Source organism: Streptomyces sp. NPDC002309 (assembly GCF_053593375.1).
The window spans coordinates 1-15,891 of record NZ_JBSFCI010000061.1 but is presented as its reverse complement, the minus strand read 5'-3'; the positions used below and the strand labels follow the sequence as shown (position 1 = coordinate 15,891).

At 72.9% G+C, this 15,891-nt stretch carries 14 protein-coding genes and 1 pseudogene; 5 read left to right on the top strand and 10 right to left on the bottom strand.

Features of this window, described 5'->3' with window-relative positions; translation table 11 throughout:
* Positions 1 to 80: 80 nt before the first annotated feature.
* Positions 81 to 2,420 (bottom strand): ATP-binding cassette domain-containing protein, encoded by a 2,340-nt coding sequence (locus tag ACWCPM_RS32340; RefSeq protein WP_450979826.1) that lies wholly within the window; start codon positions 2,418 to 2,420, stop codon positions 81 to 83.
* 152 nt (positions 2,421 to 2,572) lie between these two features.
* Here ACWCPM_RS32340 and ACWCPM_RS32335 point away from each other — a divergent pair, with 152 nt between their 5' ends.
* Together ACWCPM_RS32335 and ACWCPM_RS32330 are read left to right on the top strand one after the other, a co-directional pair.
* A complete protein-coding gene (locus ACWCPM_RS32335) occupies positions 2,573 to 5,044 on the top strand; it encodes an ATP-dependent Clp protease ATP-binding subunit (RefSeq protein ID WP_450979825.1) in 2,472 nt (823 codons plus the stop codon).
* 60 nt (positions 5,045 to 5,104) lie between these two features.
* Positions 5,105 to 5,596 (top strand): phosphatase domain-containing protein, encoded by a 492-nt coding sequence (locus tag ACWCPM_RS32330; protein ID WP_450979824.1) that lies wholly within the window; start codon positions 5,105 to 5,107, stop codon positions 5,594 to 5,596.
* Positions 5,597 to 5,608: 12 nt separating this feature from the next.
* On the opposite strand, the gene ACWCPM_RS32325 is transcribed toward ACWCPM_RS32330, so the two are convergent.
* Positions 5,609 to 5,824, bottom strand: coding sequence for a dodecin (locus tag ACWCPM_RS32325; RefSeq protein WP_450979823.1), 216 nt, complete (start codon positions 5,822 to 5,824; stop codon positions 5,609 to 5,611).
* An 89-nt stretch (positions 5,825 to 5,913) separates the two neighbouring features.
* On the opposite strand from ACWCPM_RS32325, the pseudogene ACWCPM_RS32320 reads away from it, so the two are divergent.
* Positions 5,914 to 6,123, top strand: a pseudogene (locus ACWCPM_RS32320) (extracellular solute-binding protein); the annotation flags it as partial.
* A 1-nt stretch (position 6,124) separates the two neighbouring features.
* Here the strand turns inward: ACWCPM_RS32320 and egtD are convergent.
* Genes egtD through egtA form a run of 4 tightly spaced genes read right to left on the bottom strand, consistent with a single transcriptional unit; the run spans position 6,125 to position 10,513 of the window.
* Complete coding sequence (gene egtD, locus ACWCPM_RS32315) at positions 6,125 to 7,087, bottom strand: L-histidine N(alpha)-methyltransferase (RefSeq protein ID WP_450979822.1); 963 nt, start codon at positions 7,085 to 7,087, stop codon at positions 6,125 to 6,127.
* On the bottom strand, positions 7,084 to 7,875 hold the full coding sequence (gene egtC / locus ACWCPM_RS32310; RefSeq protein WP_450979821.1) for an ergothioneine biosynthesis protein EgtC: 792 nt from the start codon (positions 7,873 to 7,875) through the stop codon (positions 7,084 to 7,086). The genes egtD and egtC overlap by 4 nt, the downstream gene beginning before the upstream one ends.
* Positions 7,875 to 9,215, bottom strand: a complete 1,341-nt coding sequence (egtB, locus tag ACWCPM_RS32305; protein ID WP_450979820.1) for an ergothioneine biosynthesis protein EgtB — start codon at positions 9,213 to 9,215, stop codon at positions 7,875 to 7,877. The genes egtC and egtB overlap by 1 nt, the downstream gene beginning before the upstream one ends.
* Positions 9,212 to 10,513, bottom strand: a complete 1,302-nt coding sequence (gene egtA, locus ACWCPM_RS32300; protein ID WP_450979819.1) for an ergothioneine biosynthesis glutamate--cysteine ligase EgtA — start codon at positions 10,511 to 10,513, stop codon at positions 9,212 to 9,214. Before egtA ends, egtB begins: the two co-directional genes overlap by 4 nt.
* Positions 10,514 to 10,769: 256 nt before the next feature.
* On the opposite strand from egtA, the gene ACWCPM_RS32295 reads away from it, so the two are divergent.
* Positions 10,770 to 11,591 carry a TIGR02452 family protein gene (locus ACWCPM_RS32295; RefSeq protein ID WP_450979818.1) on the top strand — a complete coding sequence of 274 codons (822 nt, stop codon included), beginning with the start codon at positions 10,770 to 10,772 and terminating at the stop codon, positions 11,589 to 11,591.
* Here the strand turns inward: ACWCPM_RS32295 and ACWCPM_RS32290 are convergent.
* The 4 genes from ACWCPM_RS32290 to ACWCPM_RS32275 form a co-directional block, all read right to left on the bottom strand.
* The gene (locus ACWCPM_RS32290; protein WP_450979817.1) at positions 11,576 to 12,022 is read right to left on the bottom strand and encodes a type II toxin-antitoxin system PemK/MazF family toxin; all 447 of its coding nucleotides are present in this window, start codon (positions 12,020 to 12,022) and stop codon (positions 11,576 to 11,578) included. The genes ACWCPM_RS32295 and ACWCPM_RS32290 overlap by 16 nt on opposite strands.
* Positions 12,023 to 12,077: 55 nt before the next feature.
* Positions 12,078 to 13,502: an amidase gene (locus ACWCPM_RS32285; protein WP_450979816.1), complete on the bottom strand. Its 1,425-nt coding sequence runs from the start codon at positions 13,500 to 13,502 to the stop codon at positions 12,078 to 12,080.
* 138 nt (positions 13,503 to 13,640) lie between these two features.
* Positions 13,641 to 14,408, bottom strand: coding sequence for an NPP1 family protein (locus ACWCPM_RS32280; RefSeq protein WP_450979815.1), 768 nt, complete (start codon positions 14,406 to 14,408; stop codon positions 13,641 to 13,643).
* A gap of 25 nt (positions 14,409 to 14,433) precedes the next feature.
* Positions 14,434 to 15,531, bottom strand: coding sequence for a glycoside hydrolase family 19 protein (locus ACWCPM_RS32275; protein WP_450979837.1), 1,098 nt, complete (start codon positions 15,529 to 15,531; stop codon positions 14,434 to 14,436).
* Positions 15,532 to 15,574: 43 nt separating this feature from the next.
* Here ACWCPM_RS32275 and ACWCPM_RS32270 point away from each other — a divergent pair, with 43 nt between their 5' ends.
* The gene (locus ACWCPM_RS32270; RefSeq protein WP_450979814.1) at positions 15,575 to 15,718 is read left to right on the top strand and encodes a hypothetical protein; all 144 of its coding nucleotides are present in this window, start codon (positions 15,575 to 15,577) and stop codon (positions 15,716 to 15,718) included.
* Positions 15,719 to 15,891: the final 173 nt, after the last annotated feature.

The following is a 15,891-nucleotide window of genomic DNA, read 5'->3' as shown; positions in this document are numbered from 1 at the left end:
GTTCCCGGCCGCCGCCCCTACGAAGGTCCTCCGGCCGCCCGAGGGACGCCCCCCTCGGGCGGCCGGAGGGCCTTCGTCCCCTACCGCCCGCCCGGCAGAGCGCGGGCCAGATACGGCGCGGTCCGGCTTCCGCCCGCTCCCGCCACCTCCGCCGGCGTTCCCGCCGCGACCACGTGTCCGCCCGCCTCGCCGCCGCCGGGCCCGAGGTCGATCACCCAGTCCGCGCCGGCCGCCACCGACATGTCGTGCTCGACGACGACCACGGTGTGCCCGGCGTCCACGAGACCGTGCAGCCGGCGCATCAGCAGCTCGACGTCGGCGGGGTGCAGACCGGTCGTCGGCTCGTCGAGGAGATAGAGGGTGTGGCCGCGGCGGCCCCGCTGCAACTCCCCGGCCAGCTTGATGCGCTGGGCCTCCCCTCCGGACAGCTCCGTCGCGGGCTGCCCGAGCCGCAGATAGCCGAGCCCCACGTCCAGCAGTGTCCCGAGGCTGCGCGAGACCCCGGGGTGGTCCGCGAAGAACTCCGCGGCGGCCTCGACGGTCAGGTCCAGCACCTGCGCGATGTTCCGTCCCCGGTATGTCACCTCCAGCGTCTCGGCGTTGTAGCGGGCCCCGCCGCACTCGGGGCACGGTGTGTAGGTGCTGGGCAGGAACAGCAGCTCGACGCTGACGAACCCCTCGCCCTGGCAGGTCTCGCAGCGTCCTGTCGCCACGTTGAAGGAGAACCGCCCGACGCCGTAGCCGCGTTCGCGTGCCGCGTCGGTGCCGGCGAACACCTTGCGGACGGCGTCGAACAGGCCCGTGTAGGTCGCCAGGTTGGAGCGCGGGGTGCGGCCGATCGGCCGCTGGTCGACCGAGACCAGGCGTCCCACGCCCGCCCGCTCCTCCGTGATCTCGCCGATGAGCGTGGACTTCCCCGACCCCGACACCCCCGTCACCGCCGTGAACACCCCCAGGGGGAACTCCGCCGTCACCCCGCGCAGGTTGTGCCGCGTGACCGGCCCGACCTTCAACCGGCCCCGTGGCGCGCGCACTTCACGCACCGGCGTGGGGGAGTCGTCGAAGAGGAAACGGGCCGTCGCCGAGTCCGCCACCTCCGCGAGACCGGCGACCGGCCCGCTGTACAGCACCTGGCCGCCGTGCTCACCCGCGAGCGGGCCGACGTCCACGATCCAGTCGGCGTCGCGCACCACGTCGAGGTGGTGCTCCACCACGAACACCGAGTTCCCGGCGGACTTGAGCCGCGCCAGCACCGTGAGCAGGGCCTCCGTGTCCGCCGGGTGAAGCCCCGCCGACGGCTCGTCCAGGACGTACACCACGCCGAACAGCCCCGAGCGCAACTGGGTCGCGAGGCGCAGCCGCTGCAGTTCGCCGGCCGAGAGGGTCGGGGTGGCACGGTCGAGGCTGAGGTAGTCGAGGCCGAGTTCGGCGACGGGGGCGATCCGGGACCTGAGGTCGTCGGTGAGGACCCGGGCCGTCTCGTCGGTGGCGACGAGGGCGTCGGCCAGACGGGACAGCGGCAGCGCGGCCAGCTCCGCGATCGTACGGCCCCCGAAAGTCACCGCCAGCGCCTCGGGCCGCAGCCGGCTGCCGCCGCAGGCCGGGCACGGCGCGCCGGTCAGGAAGCGCTCCGCCCTGGCCCGCAGCGCTGGGCTCCTGGAGTCGGAGAAGGTCTTCATGACATAGCGCCGGGCACTCATGTACGTGCCCTGGTACGGGCGCTGGATGCGGTCCGCCTCGCGCACCGGGTGGACCGTGACGACCGGCTGCTCGTCCGTGAACAGGATCCACTCCCGCTGCCCGGCGGGCAGTTCGCGCCACGGCCGGTCCACGTCGTACCCGAGCGCGTCGAGGATGTCCCGCAGGTTCTTGCCCTGCCAGGCACCCGGCCACGCGGCGATCGCGCCCTCGCGGATCGACAGCGACGGGTCGGGCACCAGCGACGCCTCCGTCGTACGGTGCACCAGGCCGAGCCCCTGGCACCGCGGGCACGCCCCGGCCGCCGTGTTGGGCGAGAAGGCGTCCGAGTCCAGCCGCTCCTCGCCGGGCGGGTAGTCGCCGGCCCGGGAGAAGAGCATCCGCAGCGAGTTGGAGAGGTTCGTGACCGTGCCGACCGACGACCGGGACGTCGGCGCCGAGCGGCGCTGCTCCAGGGAGACCGCGGGAGGCAGCCCGGTGATCTCACCGACCTTCGGCGCACCGACCTGGTGGATCAGCCGTCGGGCGTACGGCGCGACCGACTCGAAGTAGCGCCGCTGAGCCTCGGCGTAGATCGTCCCGAAGGCCAGTGACGACTTCCCGGAGCCGGACACCCCGGTGAACACGGCCACGACGTCACGCGGGACGTCGACGTCGACGTCCTTGAGATTGTGCTCGCGGGCGCCGCGCACCCGGACGCAGGGATCGTGGGGGTCGGACATGGCGGCGCGCTCCGGCCTTCGGTTCCGGTGGGGGATAAACCCCGCAATTCTATGCCAGATGGCCCGGTGACGGGCGCGGGTGCGGCGGTTACGGCTCTGTGCGAGCTTGGAATGAAGGATGCCTGTCGCCCCGCGCGAGGAAGGCCGTGACCATGACGAGTCCCGGTTTCGGTTTCGGACGCAGTCCCTTCGAGGAGTTCGACGAGCTTTTGTTCCGGTTCTTCGGCGACGCCGCACCGGCCTCCGCCGCCCGGCGGGCGCAGCGCGTCGACATCGGCAGCCTGCTGTCGGAACGGGCCCGTGAGCTGGTCGCCGAGGGCAGGCACCTCGCCGCCGTGGAGGGCGGCGAGGAACTCGACGCCCGGCACCTGCTCGCCGCGGCCACCGGGCACGACTCCACCCGGCGGCTGCTCACCGAGGCCGGCACCGACCCCGACCGGCTCCGCGAACGCCTCGGCGGTGCCACCGAGGGGGCCGAGAGGACCGAGCCGGGGACGCTCACCCCGGCCGCCAAACGGGCCCTGCTCGACGCCTACCGGATATCCCGCGCCGAGGGCTCCTCCTACATCGGCCCCGAGCACCTGCTGCGCGCCGTCGCCGCCAACCCGGAGTCGACGGCGGGCGAGGCGCTCGCCGCCGGCGGCTGGGAGGGCGCGAGGCTGCCCAGCGAGGGCACGGGCGAGCCCAAGGCACCCAGCAGCACGCCGACCGTCGACGAATACGGCCGTGACCTCACCGAGGACGCCCGCGCGGGCCGGCTGGACCCCGTGATCGGCCGGGACGACGAGGTCGAGCAGACCATCGAGGTGCTCTCCCGGCGCAGCAAGAACAACCCCGTCCTCATCGGCGACCCCGGCGTCGGCAAGACCGCCGTCGTCGAGGGCATCGCCCAGCGCATCGCCGCCGACGACGTGCCGAAGACGCTGGCCGGCAAGCGCCTCGTCTCGCTGGACCTGGCCGCAATGGTGGCCGGCACCAAGTACCGCGGCGAGTTCGAGGAGCGGCTGAAGAAGCTGCTCGACGAGGTCTCCGAGCACGCCGACGAACTGGTGCTCTTCCTCGACGAGTTGCACACGGTCGTCGGCGCCGGTGGCGGCGGCGAGGGCGCGCTGGACGCGGGCAACATGCTCAAACCCGCCCTGGCCCGAGGTGAACTGCACCTCATCGGCGCCACCACGATCGACGAGTACCGCAAGCACATCGAGAAGGACGCGGCCCTGGAGCGCCGCTTCGCCCCGATCCTGGTCGGCGAGCCGTCGGTCGACGACACCGTGGCGATCCTGCACGGACTGCGCGACCGCTACGAGGCCCACCACCAGGTCCGGATCACCGACGAGGCGCTCGTCGCGGCGGCGGAGCTGTCCGACCGGTACATCACCTCCCGTTTCCTGCCCGACAAGGCGATCGACCTGATGGACCAGGCCGCCGCCCGGGTGCGGCTGCGCTCCCGGACCCCGCTCGCGGACACCCGTGAGATCGAGGACCGGATCGCCGCCCTGAACCGGGAGAAGGACCAGGCCGTCGCGGACGAGGAGTACGAGCGGGCCAGGGAACTGCGCGACCGGGTCAAGGAGGACGAGGAGCGGCTCGCCGAGGCCGGCAAGGCGGAGGCGCGGACACCCGAGGTCACCGCCGGCGACATCGCCGAGGTCGTGTCCCGCACCACCGGGATCCCCGTGGCCGAGCTCACCGAGGAGGAGCGGGAGCGGCTGATGAAGCTGGAGGAGCACCTCCACGAGCGGGTCGTCGGCCAGGACGAGGCGATCACCGCCGTGGCGCGTGCCGTACGGCGGGCCCGGGCCGGCATGAGCGACCCGAACCGGCCCGTCGGCAGCTTCCTCTTCCTCGGCCCGACCGGCGTCGGCAAGACCGAGCTGGCCCGCGCCCTGGCCGCCGCGCTGTTCGGCGACGAGAACCGGATGATCCGCCTGGACATGAGCGAGTTCCAGGAGCGGCACACCGTCTCCCGGCTGGTCGGCGCCCCTCCCGGATACGTCGGCCACGAGGAGGCGGGCCAGCTGACCGAGGCGGTGCGCAGGCAGCCGTACGCCGTGCTCCTGCTGGACGAGGTGGAGAAGGCCCACCCGGACGTGTTCAACACGCTGTTGCAGCTGCTGGACGACGGACGGCTGACCGACGCGCAGGGCCGCACGGTCGACTTCAAGAACACCGTCGTGATCATGACGTCCAACATCGGCGCCGACCGCATCCTCGCCGCGGGTGTCGAGGACTACGCCGCGGTGCGCGAGTCGGTGATGGACGTGCTCGACCTGCACTTCCGGCCGGAGTTCCTCAACCGGATCGACGAGATCATCGTCTTCCGCGGCCTGGACCGCGCCCAGCTGCGCGAGATCGTCGAACTGCTTCTGGAGCACACCCGGCGCCGGCTGCACGCCCAGGACGTCACCCTGGAGGTCACCGACGCCGCCGAGGACCTGCTGGCCGACATCGGTCACCAGCCGGCCTTCGGGGCGCGCCCGTTGCGCCGCACCATCCAGCGCGAGGTCGACGACCGCCTCGCCGACCTGCTGCTGTCGGGCGACCTGAAGCCGGGCGACCGGGCCCGGGTGGACGCGGTCGACGGCGCGGTGGAGGTGCGGGCCGAGCAGCAGGCCGCGCTATGAGGCCGCCGCGCCAGGAGCGGACGACCGCGGCGGGGCGGCGGGCCTGTCTAAGGTAGGCGTGTGACAGCTCGAGAGAAACGCCCGATCGCCGTGTTCGACCTGGACAACACCCTTGCCGACACGGCCCACCGGCAGCGCTTCCTGGAGCGCAGGCCGCGGGACTGGGACGGCTTCTTCGCCGCCGCGCCCGCGGACCCGCCGCTCGCCGAGGGCGTCGCGATGGCCCGGGCGAGCGCCGAGGAGTGCGAGGTCGTGTATCTGACCGGACGGCCCGAACGGTGCCGGCAGGACACGCTCGACTGGCTCGCGGCCCAGGGGCTGCCCGAGGGGCGGGTCCACATGCGGCGCGACGCCGACCGCAGACCCGCCCGGCTCACCAAGCTGGAGACACTGCGCAGGATCGCCCGGACCCGGGTGGTCCGGATGCTCGTGGACGACGACGAACTCGTGTGCGATGACGTGGAGCGGGCCGGGTTCACCGTCGTACGGGCGCGCTGGGCGACCCCGTCCGAGGAGCTCCAGGTGGCGCAGGAGCGTGAGGGCCGGACCTGACGGGTCCGGATCTCAGTCGGACTCGTCCAGGCGGAAACCGACCTTCATGCTCACCTGCCAGTGTGCGATCTGCCCGTTCTCCAACTGGCCCCGCACTTCCGTCACCTCGAACCAGTCCAGATTGCGCAGGGTCCGCGAGGCACGGTCGATGCCGTTGCGGACGGCCTGTTCCATGCCCTCGGGCGAGGTGCCGACGAGGTCCGTGACCCGGTAGGTGTGATTCGACATGCGGTCGCTCCTCTCCGCGCGGCGACGAACGCGTCGATCGTCTCCCGCGTCATTCCACCGTGCCCCAAGTGGCGGCGGAGCGCGAGGCGGCCGTCGCGGGCGAGGAGGGGGTCGCCGCCATGGCGGCGGGTGCCGCGCAGGGGCGGGCGACCCCCAGTACACCCGAGTGGGCGGCCGTCGAGGCGGACAACCCCATCAAGGAGTACATGACCGAGGTGCTCACCGGCGCCGATCCGGCGACGCGGGCCCGCCGCGCCTCCCGGAGGATCACTCAGGCGCCGGCGGTCCCCTTCGGCTGAATCAGGCGGCGGTGCTCAGCGACAGCGCGAATCGTCCCTCGCCGTCCGTCCACCAGTGGGCCAGATCCAGCCCTGCGGCGGAGAGTTCGCCGCGCACCCGCTCCTGGCGGAACTTCGCCGAGACCTCGGTGCGCAGTTCCTCGCCCGCCGCGAAGTCGACGGCCAGGTCGAGGGAGGGGATCTTCACGGTCTGCGAGGTCAGCGAGCGCAGCCGCATCTCGATCCACTCGTTCCCGGCGTCCCACAGGGCCACGTGGGCGAAGGCGCCGGGATCGAAGTCGGCGCCCAGCTCACGGTTGACCACCGACAGGACGTTCTTGTTGAACGCGGCCGTCACACCGGCCGCGTCGTCGTACGCCCGGACCAGCACCTGCTCGTCCTTGACCAGGTCGGTGCCGAGCAGCAGCGCGTCGCCGGGGGAGAGCAGGGAGCGGATCGAGGCGAGGAACGTGGCGCGCTCGTCCGGCAGGAGGTTGCCGATCGTGCCGCCGAGGAACGCCACCAACCGTGGACCGGGCGTCTCCGGCAGTTCGAGCGCCACCGTGAAGTCGGCGATCAGCGCGTGCACGTGGAGACCGGGCCGCTCGGCGACGAGCGCCTCACCGGCCTGGGTGAGGGCACTGTCGCTGACATCGACCGGGACGTACATGCGCAGCCCGGTGAGCGCGTCGAGCAGGTGCCGGGTCTTCTCCGAGGAACCGGAGCCCAGTTCGACCAGGGTGCGGGCGCCGCTCGCCGCGGCGATCTCGGGGGCGCGGTCGATGAGGATCTCCCGCTCGGCCCGGGTCGGGTAGTACTCCGGCAGTTCGGTGATCCGCTCGAAGAGCTCGCTGCCCTCGGCGTCGTAGAACCACTTCGGAGGCAGCGACTTGGGCGAACTCGTCAGGCCCCTGAGGACATCGGCGCGCAGCGCGGCCTCGGTGGCGTCCTCGGGCAGGGTGCGGGTGAGAAGGAACGGACTCACGTGCGGGGCTCCTTCGAGGGTGGGGCGGCCGAGGCGTCGCTCGGCTCCTTGAGCGGGGTGAGCTGCACATCGGTGTCGCTCGCCACCAGCAGGGAGCGGTCGGGCACCTCGTGCCAGCGGGGGTCGTCGTCGTACGGCTCCGAGGCGACGACCGTGCCGCCGCCCGGCGGGCGGAGATACCAGAGGCTGTCGCCCCAGGTCGTCGCGGCGATGGACGCTCCGTCGGTCAGGAGCAGGTTCAGCCGGGAGCCCGGGGCCGCCGCCGCGACCTCGGGGACGGTGTCGGCCAGCGCCCGGCCCGGATGGTCACCGGCGCGCAGCCGGGCGAGGACGAGCGCCCACACGAGTGCGGAGTCGTTGCGGGCCTCCAGGGACAGCAGGTCCACGGCCGGCAGGCTCCGGGCCAGGCCGGCCAGGGAATGGGGCCAGCCGAGGACCGCGCCGTTGTGACTGAACAGCCAGGTGCCCGCGGTGAAGGGCGCCGCGGCGGCCTCCGCGTCGGCGCCCGCCAGCGTCGCGTCCCGCACGGCGGCGAGCAGCGTCCGGGTGCGGACGACCCGGGCCAGGTCGGCGAAGGACAGATCCGCCCAGACGGGCCCGGCCCTGCGGTAACGGGCGGGCAGCGGATCGCCCTGCGCGTACCAGCCCACGCCGAATCCGTCGGCGTTGACGGTTCCGTACCGCTGCCGCCGGGGCGCCCAGGACTGCCGGTACAGGCCGGACGGGGGCTCCGTCAGCAACGCGCCGAGGGACTGCTCGGGCCCGGTGTACGCCAGGTGACGGCACATCAGACATCACCCGGGCGCGCCGTGCGGAAGCCGGAGAAGATCTGCCGCCGGACCGGGTAGTCCCAGTTGCGGAAGGTGCCCCGGCAGGCCACCTGGTCCACGGCGAAGGAGCCGCCGCGCAGCACCTTGTGCTCGGGCCCGAAGAAGACCTCCGAGTACTCCTTGTACGGGAAGGGCTCGAAACCCGGGTAGGGCCCGAAGTCGCTGGACGTCCACTCCCACACGTCACCGATCAACTGCCGCACGCCCAGCGGCGACTCGCCCTTCGGGTAGCTTCCGGCCGGTGCCGGGCGCAGATGGCGCTGGCCCAGGTTGGCGTGCTCGGGCGTGGGGTCGGCGTCACCCCACGGGTAGCGCGTCGAGCGGCCGGTCGCCGGGTCGAACCGGGCGGCCTTCTCCCACTCGGTCTCGGTGGGCAGCCGCCGCCCGGCCCAGCGGGCGTACGCGTCCGCCTCGTACCAGGACACGTGGAGCACCGGCTCGTCGGGCGGCACCACCTCGGTGACGCCGAAGCGGCGCCGCAGCCACTGCCCGCCGTCCCGGTGCCAGAACAGCGGCGCCTTGACGGCGGTGCGCCGGACGTGCCCCCAGCCGTCGACCGTCCACCAGCGGTCGTCGTCGTAGCCGCCGTCCTCGATGAACGCCTGGTACGCGCCGTTCGTCACCGGCGTGGTGTCGATCCAGAACGCCGCCACCTCGCGCCGGTGCGCGGGCCGTTCGTTGTCCAGCGCCCAGGGCTCGGTGGAGGTGCCCATGGTGAACGGGCCTTTGGGCACCAGCACTTCGGCCGGTCCGGTGTGGAGCGGCACGGGCTCCGGGTCGGGGGCGTGCAGCACCTGCGGGCCCTTGCGGAGCTGGTGGGTGATCAGCATGGTCTCGTCGTGCTGCTGCTCGTGCTGCGCGATCATGCCGAAGGCGAAGGCCGCCTCCGTGAGCCGGGTGCCGTGGAACGCGGTGCCGGCCAGCACGTCCAGGGCCCGGCCGCGCACCTCGGCCGCGTACAGTCGCGCCTCACCGGGCGCCAGCAGCGGCAGCTTGGGCCGCTCCGCGCGCGGGTGCTCGAAGGCGTCGTACAGGTTGTCTATCTCGGGCCGTATCGCCTCCTGGCCGGCGACCGCGCGCAGCAGCCAGAGCTCTTCCTGGTTGCCGATGTGCGCGAGGTCCCACACCAGCGGGGACATGAGCGGAGAGTGCTGCGCGGTCAGGTCGGGTTCCTCGACGCAACCGGTGAGCAGCGTGGTGCGGTCCCGCGCGGTGACGAGCGACGCCAGGGCGCGCTCCCGGAAGGCCTCGCTGTCGATCTCGCTGTCCGTCTCGGTGTCGATGGCGGGGTCGTTCATGTGCGGGGGTCCTTCCCTTGCGGACGGCGGCCGTCGCCGCGCCGCATGTCGAGCAGATCGTCGGCGGGGCAGCGGCCCCGGAGGACATAGCGGTCCTGGTACGCCGCGACGGCGTCCGTCACCGCGGTCGACGCGCCGATCCGGGGCAGCGCCCGCAGGGCCGCCGCGAAACAGGCCACGGCCACCTCGTGCAACTCCGGGTCGGCGAGCCCGTACCGGGCCGCGTCGAGCCACAGCGGGTTGTGCGGGGCGGGCACGGTCCCGGCGCGTTCGGTCAGCGGTTTGACCGTGCGGTAGGCGGTCTCCGCGGCCTCCGGGTCGTCGAACAGTGCCGTCGTCACCGCGAGCGGCACGATCCACCCGTCCTCGCCGGGCTGCGCGTCGATCATGCGCAGTTCCAGATGGCCGCGCGGGCGGACCGGCGGGAACAGCGTGGTCAGGTGGTAGCCGAGGTCGTCCCAGGTGGGGGGCCTGGGCGTGCCCGACCTCGTCCACTCCCGGAAGGTCAGCCCGTGCGGGACGTGCCACGGGCCGTCGTCCTCCCGTACGCACATCACCTGGGAGTCGAGTACGTGCCGGGCCCAGGCGCCCCGCGGTTCGGCGTCGAGGGCGGGCGCGCCCGCCCGGCCCGCGCCGATCTGGACCCAGCGCAGCTGCCGGGTGGAGAGCCAGCCGGTGGGCTCGCGGCGGGCCAGCGGGGAGTTGGCGAAGGCCGCCAGCAGGACGGCGCCCAGGTGGTGCGCCAGCCACCAGCGCCGTACGTGGCCCAGCGGTCCGGGCTCCTCGTACCCGGCGTCCAGGCACACCTGGACCGAGGCCGAGGTGCACATCATGGCGCGACCGGCCGGGCCGGTGCGGTCGAGGAAGGTCTCCATCGCCTGGTAGCGCGGCTCCCGCAGGAATCTGCGCGGGGCGTGCCACGGGTCGTGGCCGATGCCGAGGATGCCGAGGCCGAGTTCGCGCAGTCCCGCGCGGACGGCGCGCAGATCGGCGGAGACGGTGTCCACGCACTCCGTCAGGGAGGCGGCGGGCGGAGAGCTCAGCTCCAGTTGGCCGCCGGGTTCGACGGTCAGCGCCGACCTCAGCGGGACGGTGCGCAGTGCGGCGTACGCCGCTTCGAGTCGTTCGGGTGTGACGGGGAGCCGCGGGTCGCGCAGCTCTTGGACGAGCCATTCCACTTCGACGCCGACGGTGCGCGGCGGTCCGGTCTTGAAGCAGATGCCCCGGACCAGGGCCTCCACCTCGGCTTCGGTGACGGCTGTACGGGGTTCCGTACAGCCGCTGACTGAGTCGGACATGTCGGGATCCTCCTGAGATTCCACCATGCCGCCGGTCCCCAGAACGGCAAGTCGGACCGGCAGACTCGTTCCACCCAAGCCCCTCGTGTCGCGTCGTACAAGAGTGCGTATCCGGACTTCCCGGACCGGATGGCCGCGCCCCGGGGCTGGGGGAAACTCTGTTGCACCGCAGGTCCAGCATCGCTCACGATGCGTTCATGAGCACGACGGGGGAGATCGCGGGGCACGCGGTCGTGGCGCCCACGGGGGTGGCGCCATGAGCGCGCGCCTGCGCGGCATCGCGCGGGAGACCGAGGAGATCGTGACCGCCGGCGCCTATCAGGCGTCGAACGGTCGTACGGTTTCCATCGCGGCGGCGGTGGCGGCCGCGCGGGACGCGACCCGCATGCTCGGCCCCGAGCCGGTGCCGGTCCCGCCCGCGCCGGTCGTGGACACGGTCGTCGAGGTCACGGGCGAGAGCAGTCTGGAGGCGGCCCGCCGGATCGGCGACGCCGCGGTGCTGAACTTCGCCTCCGCGCGCAATCCCGGCGGCGGCTTCCTGAACGGCGCCCAGGCGCAGGAGGAGGCCCTGTGCCGCGCCTCCGCGCTGTACGCGTGCCTGCGGCGGGTCCCGGAGTTCTACGCCCACCACCGCACCCACCGCGATCCGTTCTACACCGACCGCGTGATCCACTCACCGGCCGTGCCGGTCTTCCGCGACGACCGCGGCCGCCTGCTGGACGAGCCGTACACGGCCGCCTTCCTGACGGCGGCCGCCCCCAACGCGGGGGTCGTGCGCCGTACGGTGCCCGGGCGGGCGGCCGAACTGCCGAGCGCCCTCGCCGCACGTGCCGGGCGCGTCCTGGAGGTCGCCGCCCACCACGGCCACCGGCGGGTGGTCCTGGGCGCCTGGGGCTGCGGCGTCTTCCAGAACGATCCGGCCCAGGTCGCCGGTGCCTTCCGGGACCTGCTGGGGCCGGACGGGCGATTCTCGGGCAGGTTCGCGCATGTGGTCTTCGGTGTGCTGGACCGCACGGCGGGGGCGGTCACCCGCCGTACCTTCGAACACGCGTTCCTGGATCGTCAGCTCCAGCCGTAGCGCTCACGCAGCCGGTGCCGGACCGAGTTGAAGCGCATCCGGTCCAGGGCGCACGCCTCCCGCCGCATGCCCTCCTCGTGGAGCCGCAGCACCCGGTCCACATCGACCCAGGAGTCCCGTCCCGACCGGTCCCAGGGCCCGTTCCCGATCGGCACCCACTCCCGGTCACCGTCATGCCGCTTGCTCGACAACTGCACCGCGAGGAAGGTGCCCCCCGCCTCCCGGGCCACCACCAGCACCGGGCGGTCCTTGCCCCGCCCGTCGTTCTCCTCGTAGGGCACCCACGTCCACACGATCTCCCCGGGGTCCGGGTCGCCGTCGTGCGCGGGCGAGTACTCGGTGCGTACCCGGCCCACCTCGCGGGGGTCGCAGGCGGTGGTGGCGGTGGGGCCGAAGCGGCCGGGGACGTTCTCGTCCGTGAAGGCAGTCACGGGGTCACGGTAACCGGCGGCTGTGAAGCCCCGGCCGACGGGCGGGCGAACACCCTTACGCCGCAGGGGACTCGGAGGTGACCGGCTCCGGCGGGCGCAGCTCGTGCCAGCGCAGCTCGGCCTCCAACTGCGCGGCGAGCGAGACGAGCAGCGGCTCGCTGTTCGCGGGGCCGAGCAACTGGGCGCCGACCGGCAGACCGCCGGTCACGAAGCCGGCCGGGACGTTGACACCGGGCCAGCCCAGCACGTTCCACGGCCAGGCGTAGGGGCAGGCCGCGATCATCGCTCGGTCGGTCGCCGGCCCGCCGAGCCGGAGCAGGGCGCCGACCCGGAGCGGGGGAGCGGCCGTGGTCGGCGCCAGGACCACGTCGTACGACGAGAAGAACGCGCCGATGCGGCGGTGCAGCGCCGTTTCCGCGCGCCGCGCGGCCCGCAGCGGGGCCCCGCCGAGCAGCCGGCCCAGCCGCGCGGCGCTCCGGGTGCGCGGGTCGAGCAGCGCGGCGTCGGGTGCCTCGCGGACCCAGTCCGCGACACCGGCCGTGGCGCGGGGCACGAAGGTCAGCCCGATCCGGCCGTAGGGCGGGTCGGCCTCATCGACGGTGTGGCCCGACGCGGCGAGTCTCTCGGCGAGTTCGACGACCCGTGCGCGGATCTCGGGGTGCAGCCGGGCGGGCACCGCGGTGAACGGCGGCTTCAGCGCGAGGGCGATGCGCAGCCGGCCGGGGTCACGGCCCACGGCCCCGGACACATCGGCCTCGGGCGGGCGGTGCGGGTCCTGGTCGTGGTTGCCACTGGCGCAGTCCAGCAGCAGGGCGGCGTCCGCGACCGTACGGGCCAGGGTGCCGTTGACGGTGATGCCGTGGAACGACTCGCCGCGCGGCCACGTGGAGATGCGCCCGCGTTGCGGCTTGATGCCGACCAGATGGCTCCAGGACGCCGGGATGCGCACCGACCCGGCGCCGTCCGAGCCGAGCGCGGCCGGCACCAGACCGGCCGCGACCGCCGCCGCCGAGCCGCCCGACGAACCGCCGGGCGTGTGCCGGGTGTTCCATGGATTGCGGGTCGCGCCGAACGCGGGTCCCTCGGTGAACGGCCACTGCCCGAGTTCGCAGGTGTTGGTCTTGCCGACGATCACCGCGCCGGCCGCGCGCAGCCGCCGTACCGCCTCGCAGTCCTCGGTGGCCGGGGCGAAGGTGCCCGGGCAGCCGAACGCGGTGGGCTCGCCGGCCACGTCCATGTCGTCCTTGACGGCCACGGGTACGCCGAGGAGCGGCCGTCGCGCACCGGCGGCCAGTTCGCGGTCGGCGGCCCCGGCCTCGGCGAGCGCCGCCTCGGCCCGGACGATCCGGAAGGCGTTGAGCGTGCCCTGCGTCGCCTCGATCCGGGCCAGGGCCGCCTCGACGAGCGCGCGCGAGGTCACCTCGCCGTCGGCGAGCGCACGGGCGGTCTCCGCCAGTCCGGCGAAAGGGTCGAGCGTCATGCGGGACACCTCCGGAGCGTGTTGTCTACCGAACGGTAACGTCAGGAGGACCGCGGGGGAACGGGGTGGGGGCAAAGGGGGGAGCACGTGGACGGCCGGCGCCCTCGCGGTTGCGCGGGGCGCCGGCCGTGACGGGTGTCAGGCGTTGGGGTCGAAGGGGATTCCGGCGGGCATCGAGCGGGCGAGGGCGTACTGGTAGTCGCCGTCGTCGATCTTGATGGTGGCCGAGCCGAAGTCGGCGCTCATCAGCTTGTCGCGGTATCCGGCCGGGTAGCCGTTCCAGCCGACGAGCCGCGGGTAGAACCAGCCGCCGGTGGCGTTCTCCGGCGGCTCGTCGTTGCCGCTCGCGAACCGGAAGCAATGGCTCCCGATGCCGTCCTTGTGGTAGACGATCTTCGGATGGGTGCCGTCGAACCTGATCGACGAACGGTGCGCCACCTCATAGGTGTTGTGCTGGGAGACGGACACGTACTGGGCCTCGTTGCCGTTGACCCACACGACCACGTGCTCCCAGTCGTGGGTGTGCCCGATGGCTCCGGGGCCGAGGGTCACCTGGTCCTTCTCGAAGTAGCTGGCGTACATCACCGCGCACCAGCCGTTGTTGCACTTGGCGCGCGAGTACGTGTTGGCGTTGGCCAGCTGGGCGTAGTCGTGGCAGCGGCCGTTGACGTCACCGCCGAGCTTCAGACCGGGGTTGAGGGTGCCGTCGGCGCCGATCGCGGCGGTGGCGTAGCAGCCGTCGCCGTCGTAGTCGTAGGCGGGGGAGAAGGACTGTTCGAGGCCGTCGGCGTTCTGCGGCAGCAGTTGCAGAACGTTCGCGTGGGCGGTCGCCGGGACGGCCACGAGCAGCGCCATCGCACCGAGCGCGCCGAGGACGGCCCGTGCTAAGGGTCTTGCGTTGCGCATCACACCTCCTGGGGCGGCGCCGCCGTCAGCAGTAGAGGTTGCCGCCCGGGGAGACCCCGAGGATCGAGGTGAACCGCTGGTAGGCGCTCACGCGGCTCTGGACCTGGGCCGGGTTCCTGCCGTCGCACTCCAGGGAGCCGTTGATGCTGCGGATCGTCTGGCCGAAGCCGGCGCCGTTGACCATGGCGTTGTGCGGGGTCATGGTGCCGGGGCCGGACTGGGTGTTCCAGTACCAGAGGCCGGTCTTCCAGGCCACGGACGCGTCGTTCTGCACGAGCCAGGGGTTGTTGAGCAGGTCGATGCCGAGCGAGTCGCCCGCGGCCTTGTAGTTGAAGTTCCAGCTCAGCTGGATGGGACCGCGCCCGTAGTAGGCGGCCTGGCCGGCCGGGCAGCCGTACCACTGGTTCCAGTCGCAGTAGTGCGGGTAGTTGGCCTGGTTCTGCTCGACGATGTGGACGAGACCGCCGGTCTCGTGGTTCACGTTGGCCAGGAAGGCGGCGGCCTCCTGCTTCCTCACGGTGTCGCTGCCCGTCTTGGCGAAGCCCGGGTAGGCGCTCAGGGCGGCGGTCAGTCCGCTGTAGGTGTAGAACGAGTTCCGGCCCGGGAACATCTGGTTGAACTGGGCCTCGGAGACCACGAATCCGGTCGGGTTGGTGGGTCCGCCGCTGCCGGGCGCGTTCCACTTCTGGTTCGCGGCGCCGGTGCAGCTCCAGATCTGCAGCCGGGTGGCGTTGGCGCTGCTGTTCCCCCGGACGTCGAGACACTTGTTCGCGGCCGGATTGACGATGTCCCGCGCGCCGGTGACCACCCACTGCTGGTTGGCGCCGCCGGAGCAGTCCCAGAGCTGGACCGACGCGCCGTCGGCGGTGCTGCGCTCGACCACGTCCAGGCACTTGCCGAGGGCGCGCAGGGTTCCGTCACCCGGGTTGGACCAGACCTGGGCGCCGGTCCCGTTGCAGTCGTAGAGCTGTACGGCGGTGCCGTTGGCGCTGTTGGCGCCCGCCACGTCGACGCACTTGCCGGCGAGTCCGGTGATCGTGCCGTCGGCGGCCTGGGCGGGAGTCGCGGTGAACAGGGCCGCGACGACGGCGGTGAGGGCGGCCAGGGCCGTGAGTCGGCCCATCGGGTTCCGTCGGGTGCCGGGACGTCTGAGGTGGGAGATGCGCATGCTGGACGACGCTCCTTGGGTGGCGGTTCGCGTCAGCGCGCGCTCGGACGACCTGCGGATGGTTCGTCAGGTGGCAACGCTCGACGCCACGTTCACCCTGGGGACGGCCGAGTACGCGGACGGGGGAGGTATCGCCCCGTGAAACTAAAGGTATGGACCATTCTCGTCAAGGCGTGAAGTAAGAGTTGAGGTAAGGGAGTTGGGATCGGCGCGTGCGGTGTCCCCGGAAACGTGGACGGCCGGCTCCGACCCCGCTCGTGCGGGTGGGGTGCGCCCCGGGGGGGGGGGCGGGGGGAAGGCGGCCGGCGGCGCCCC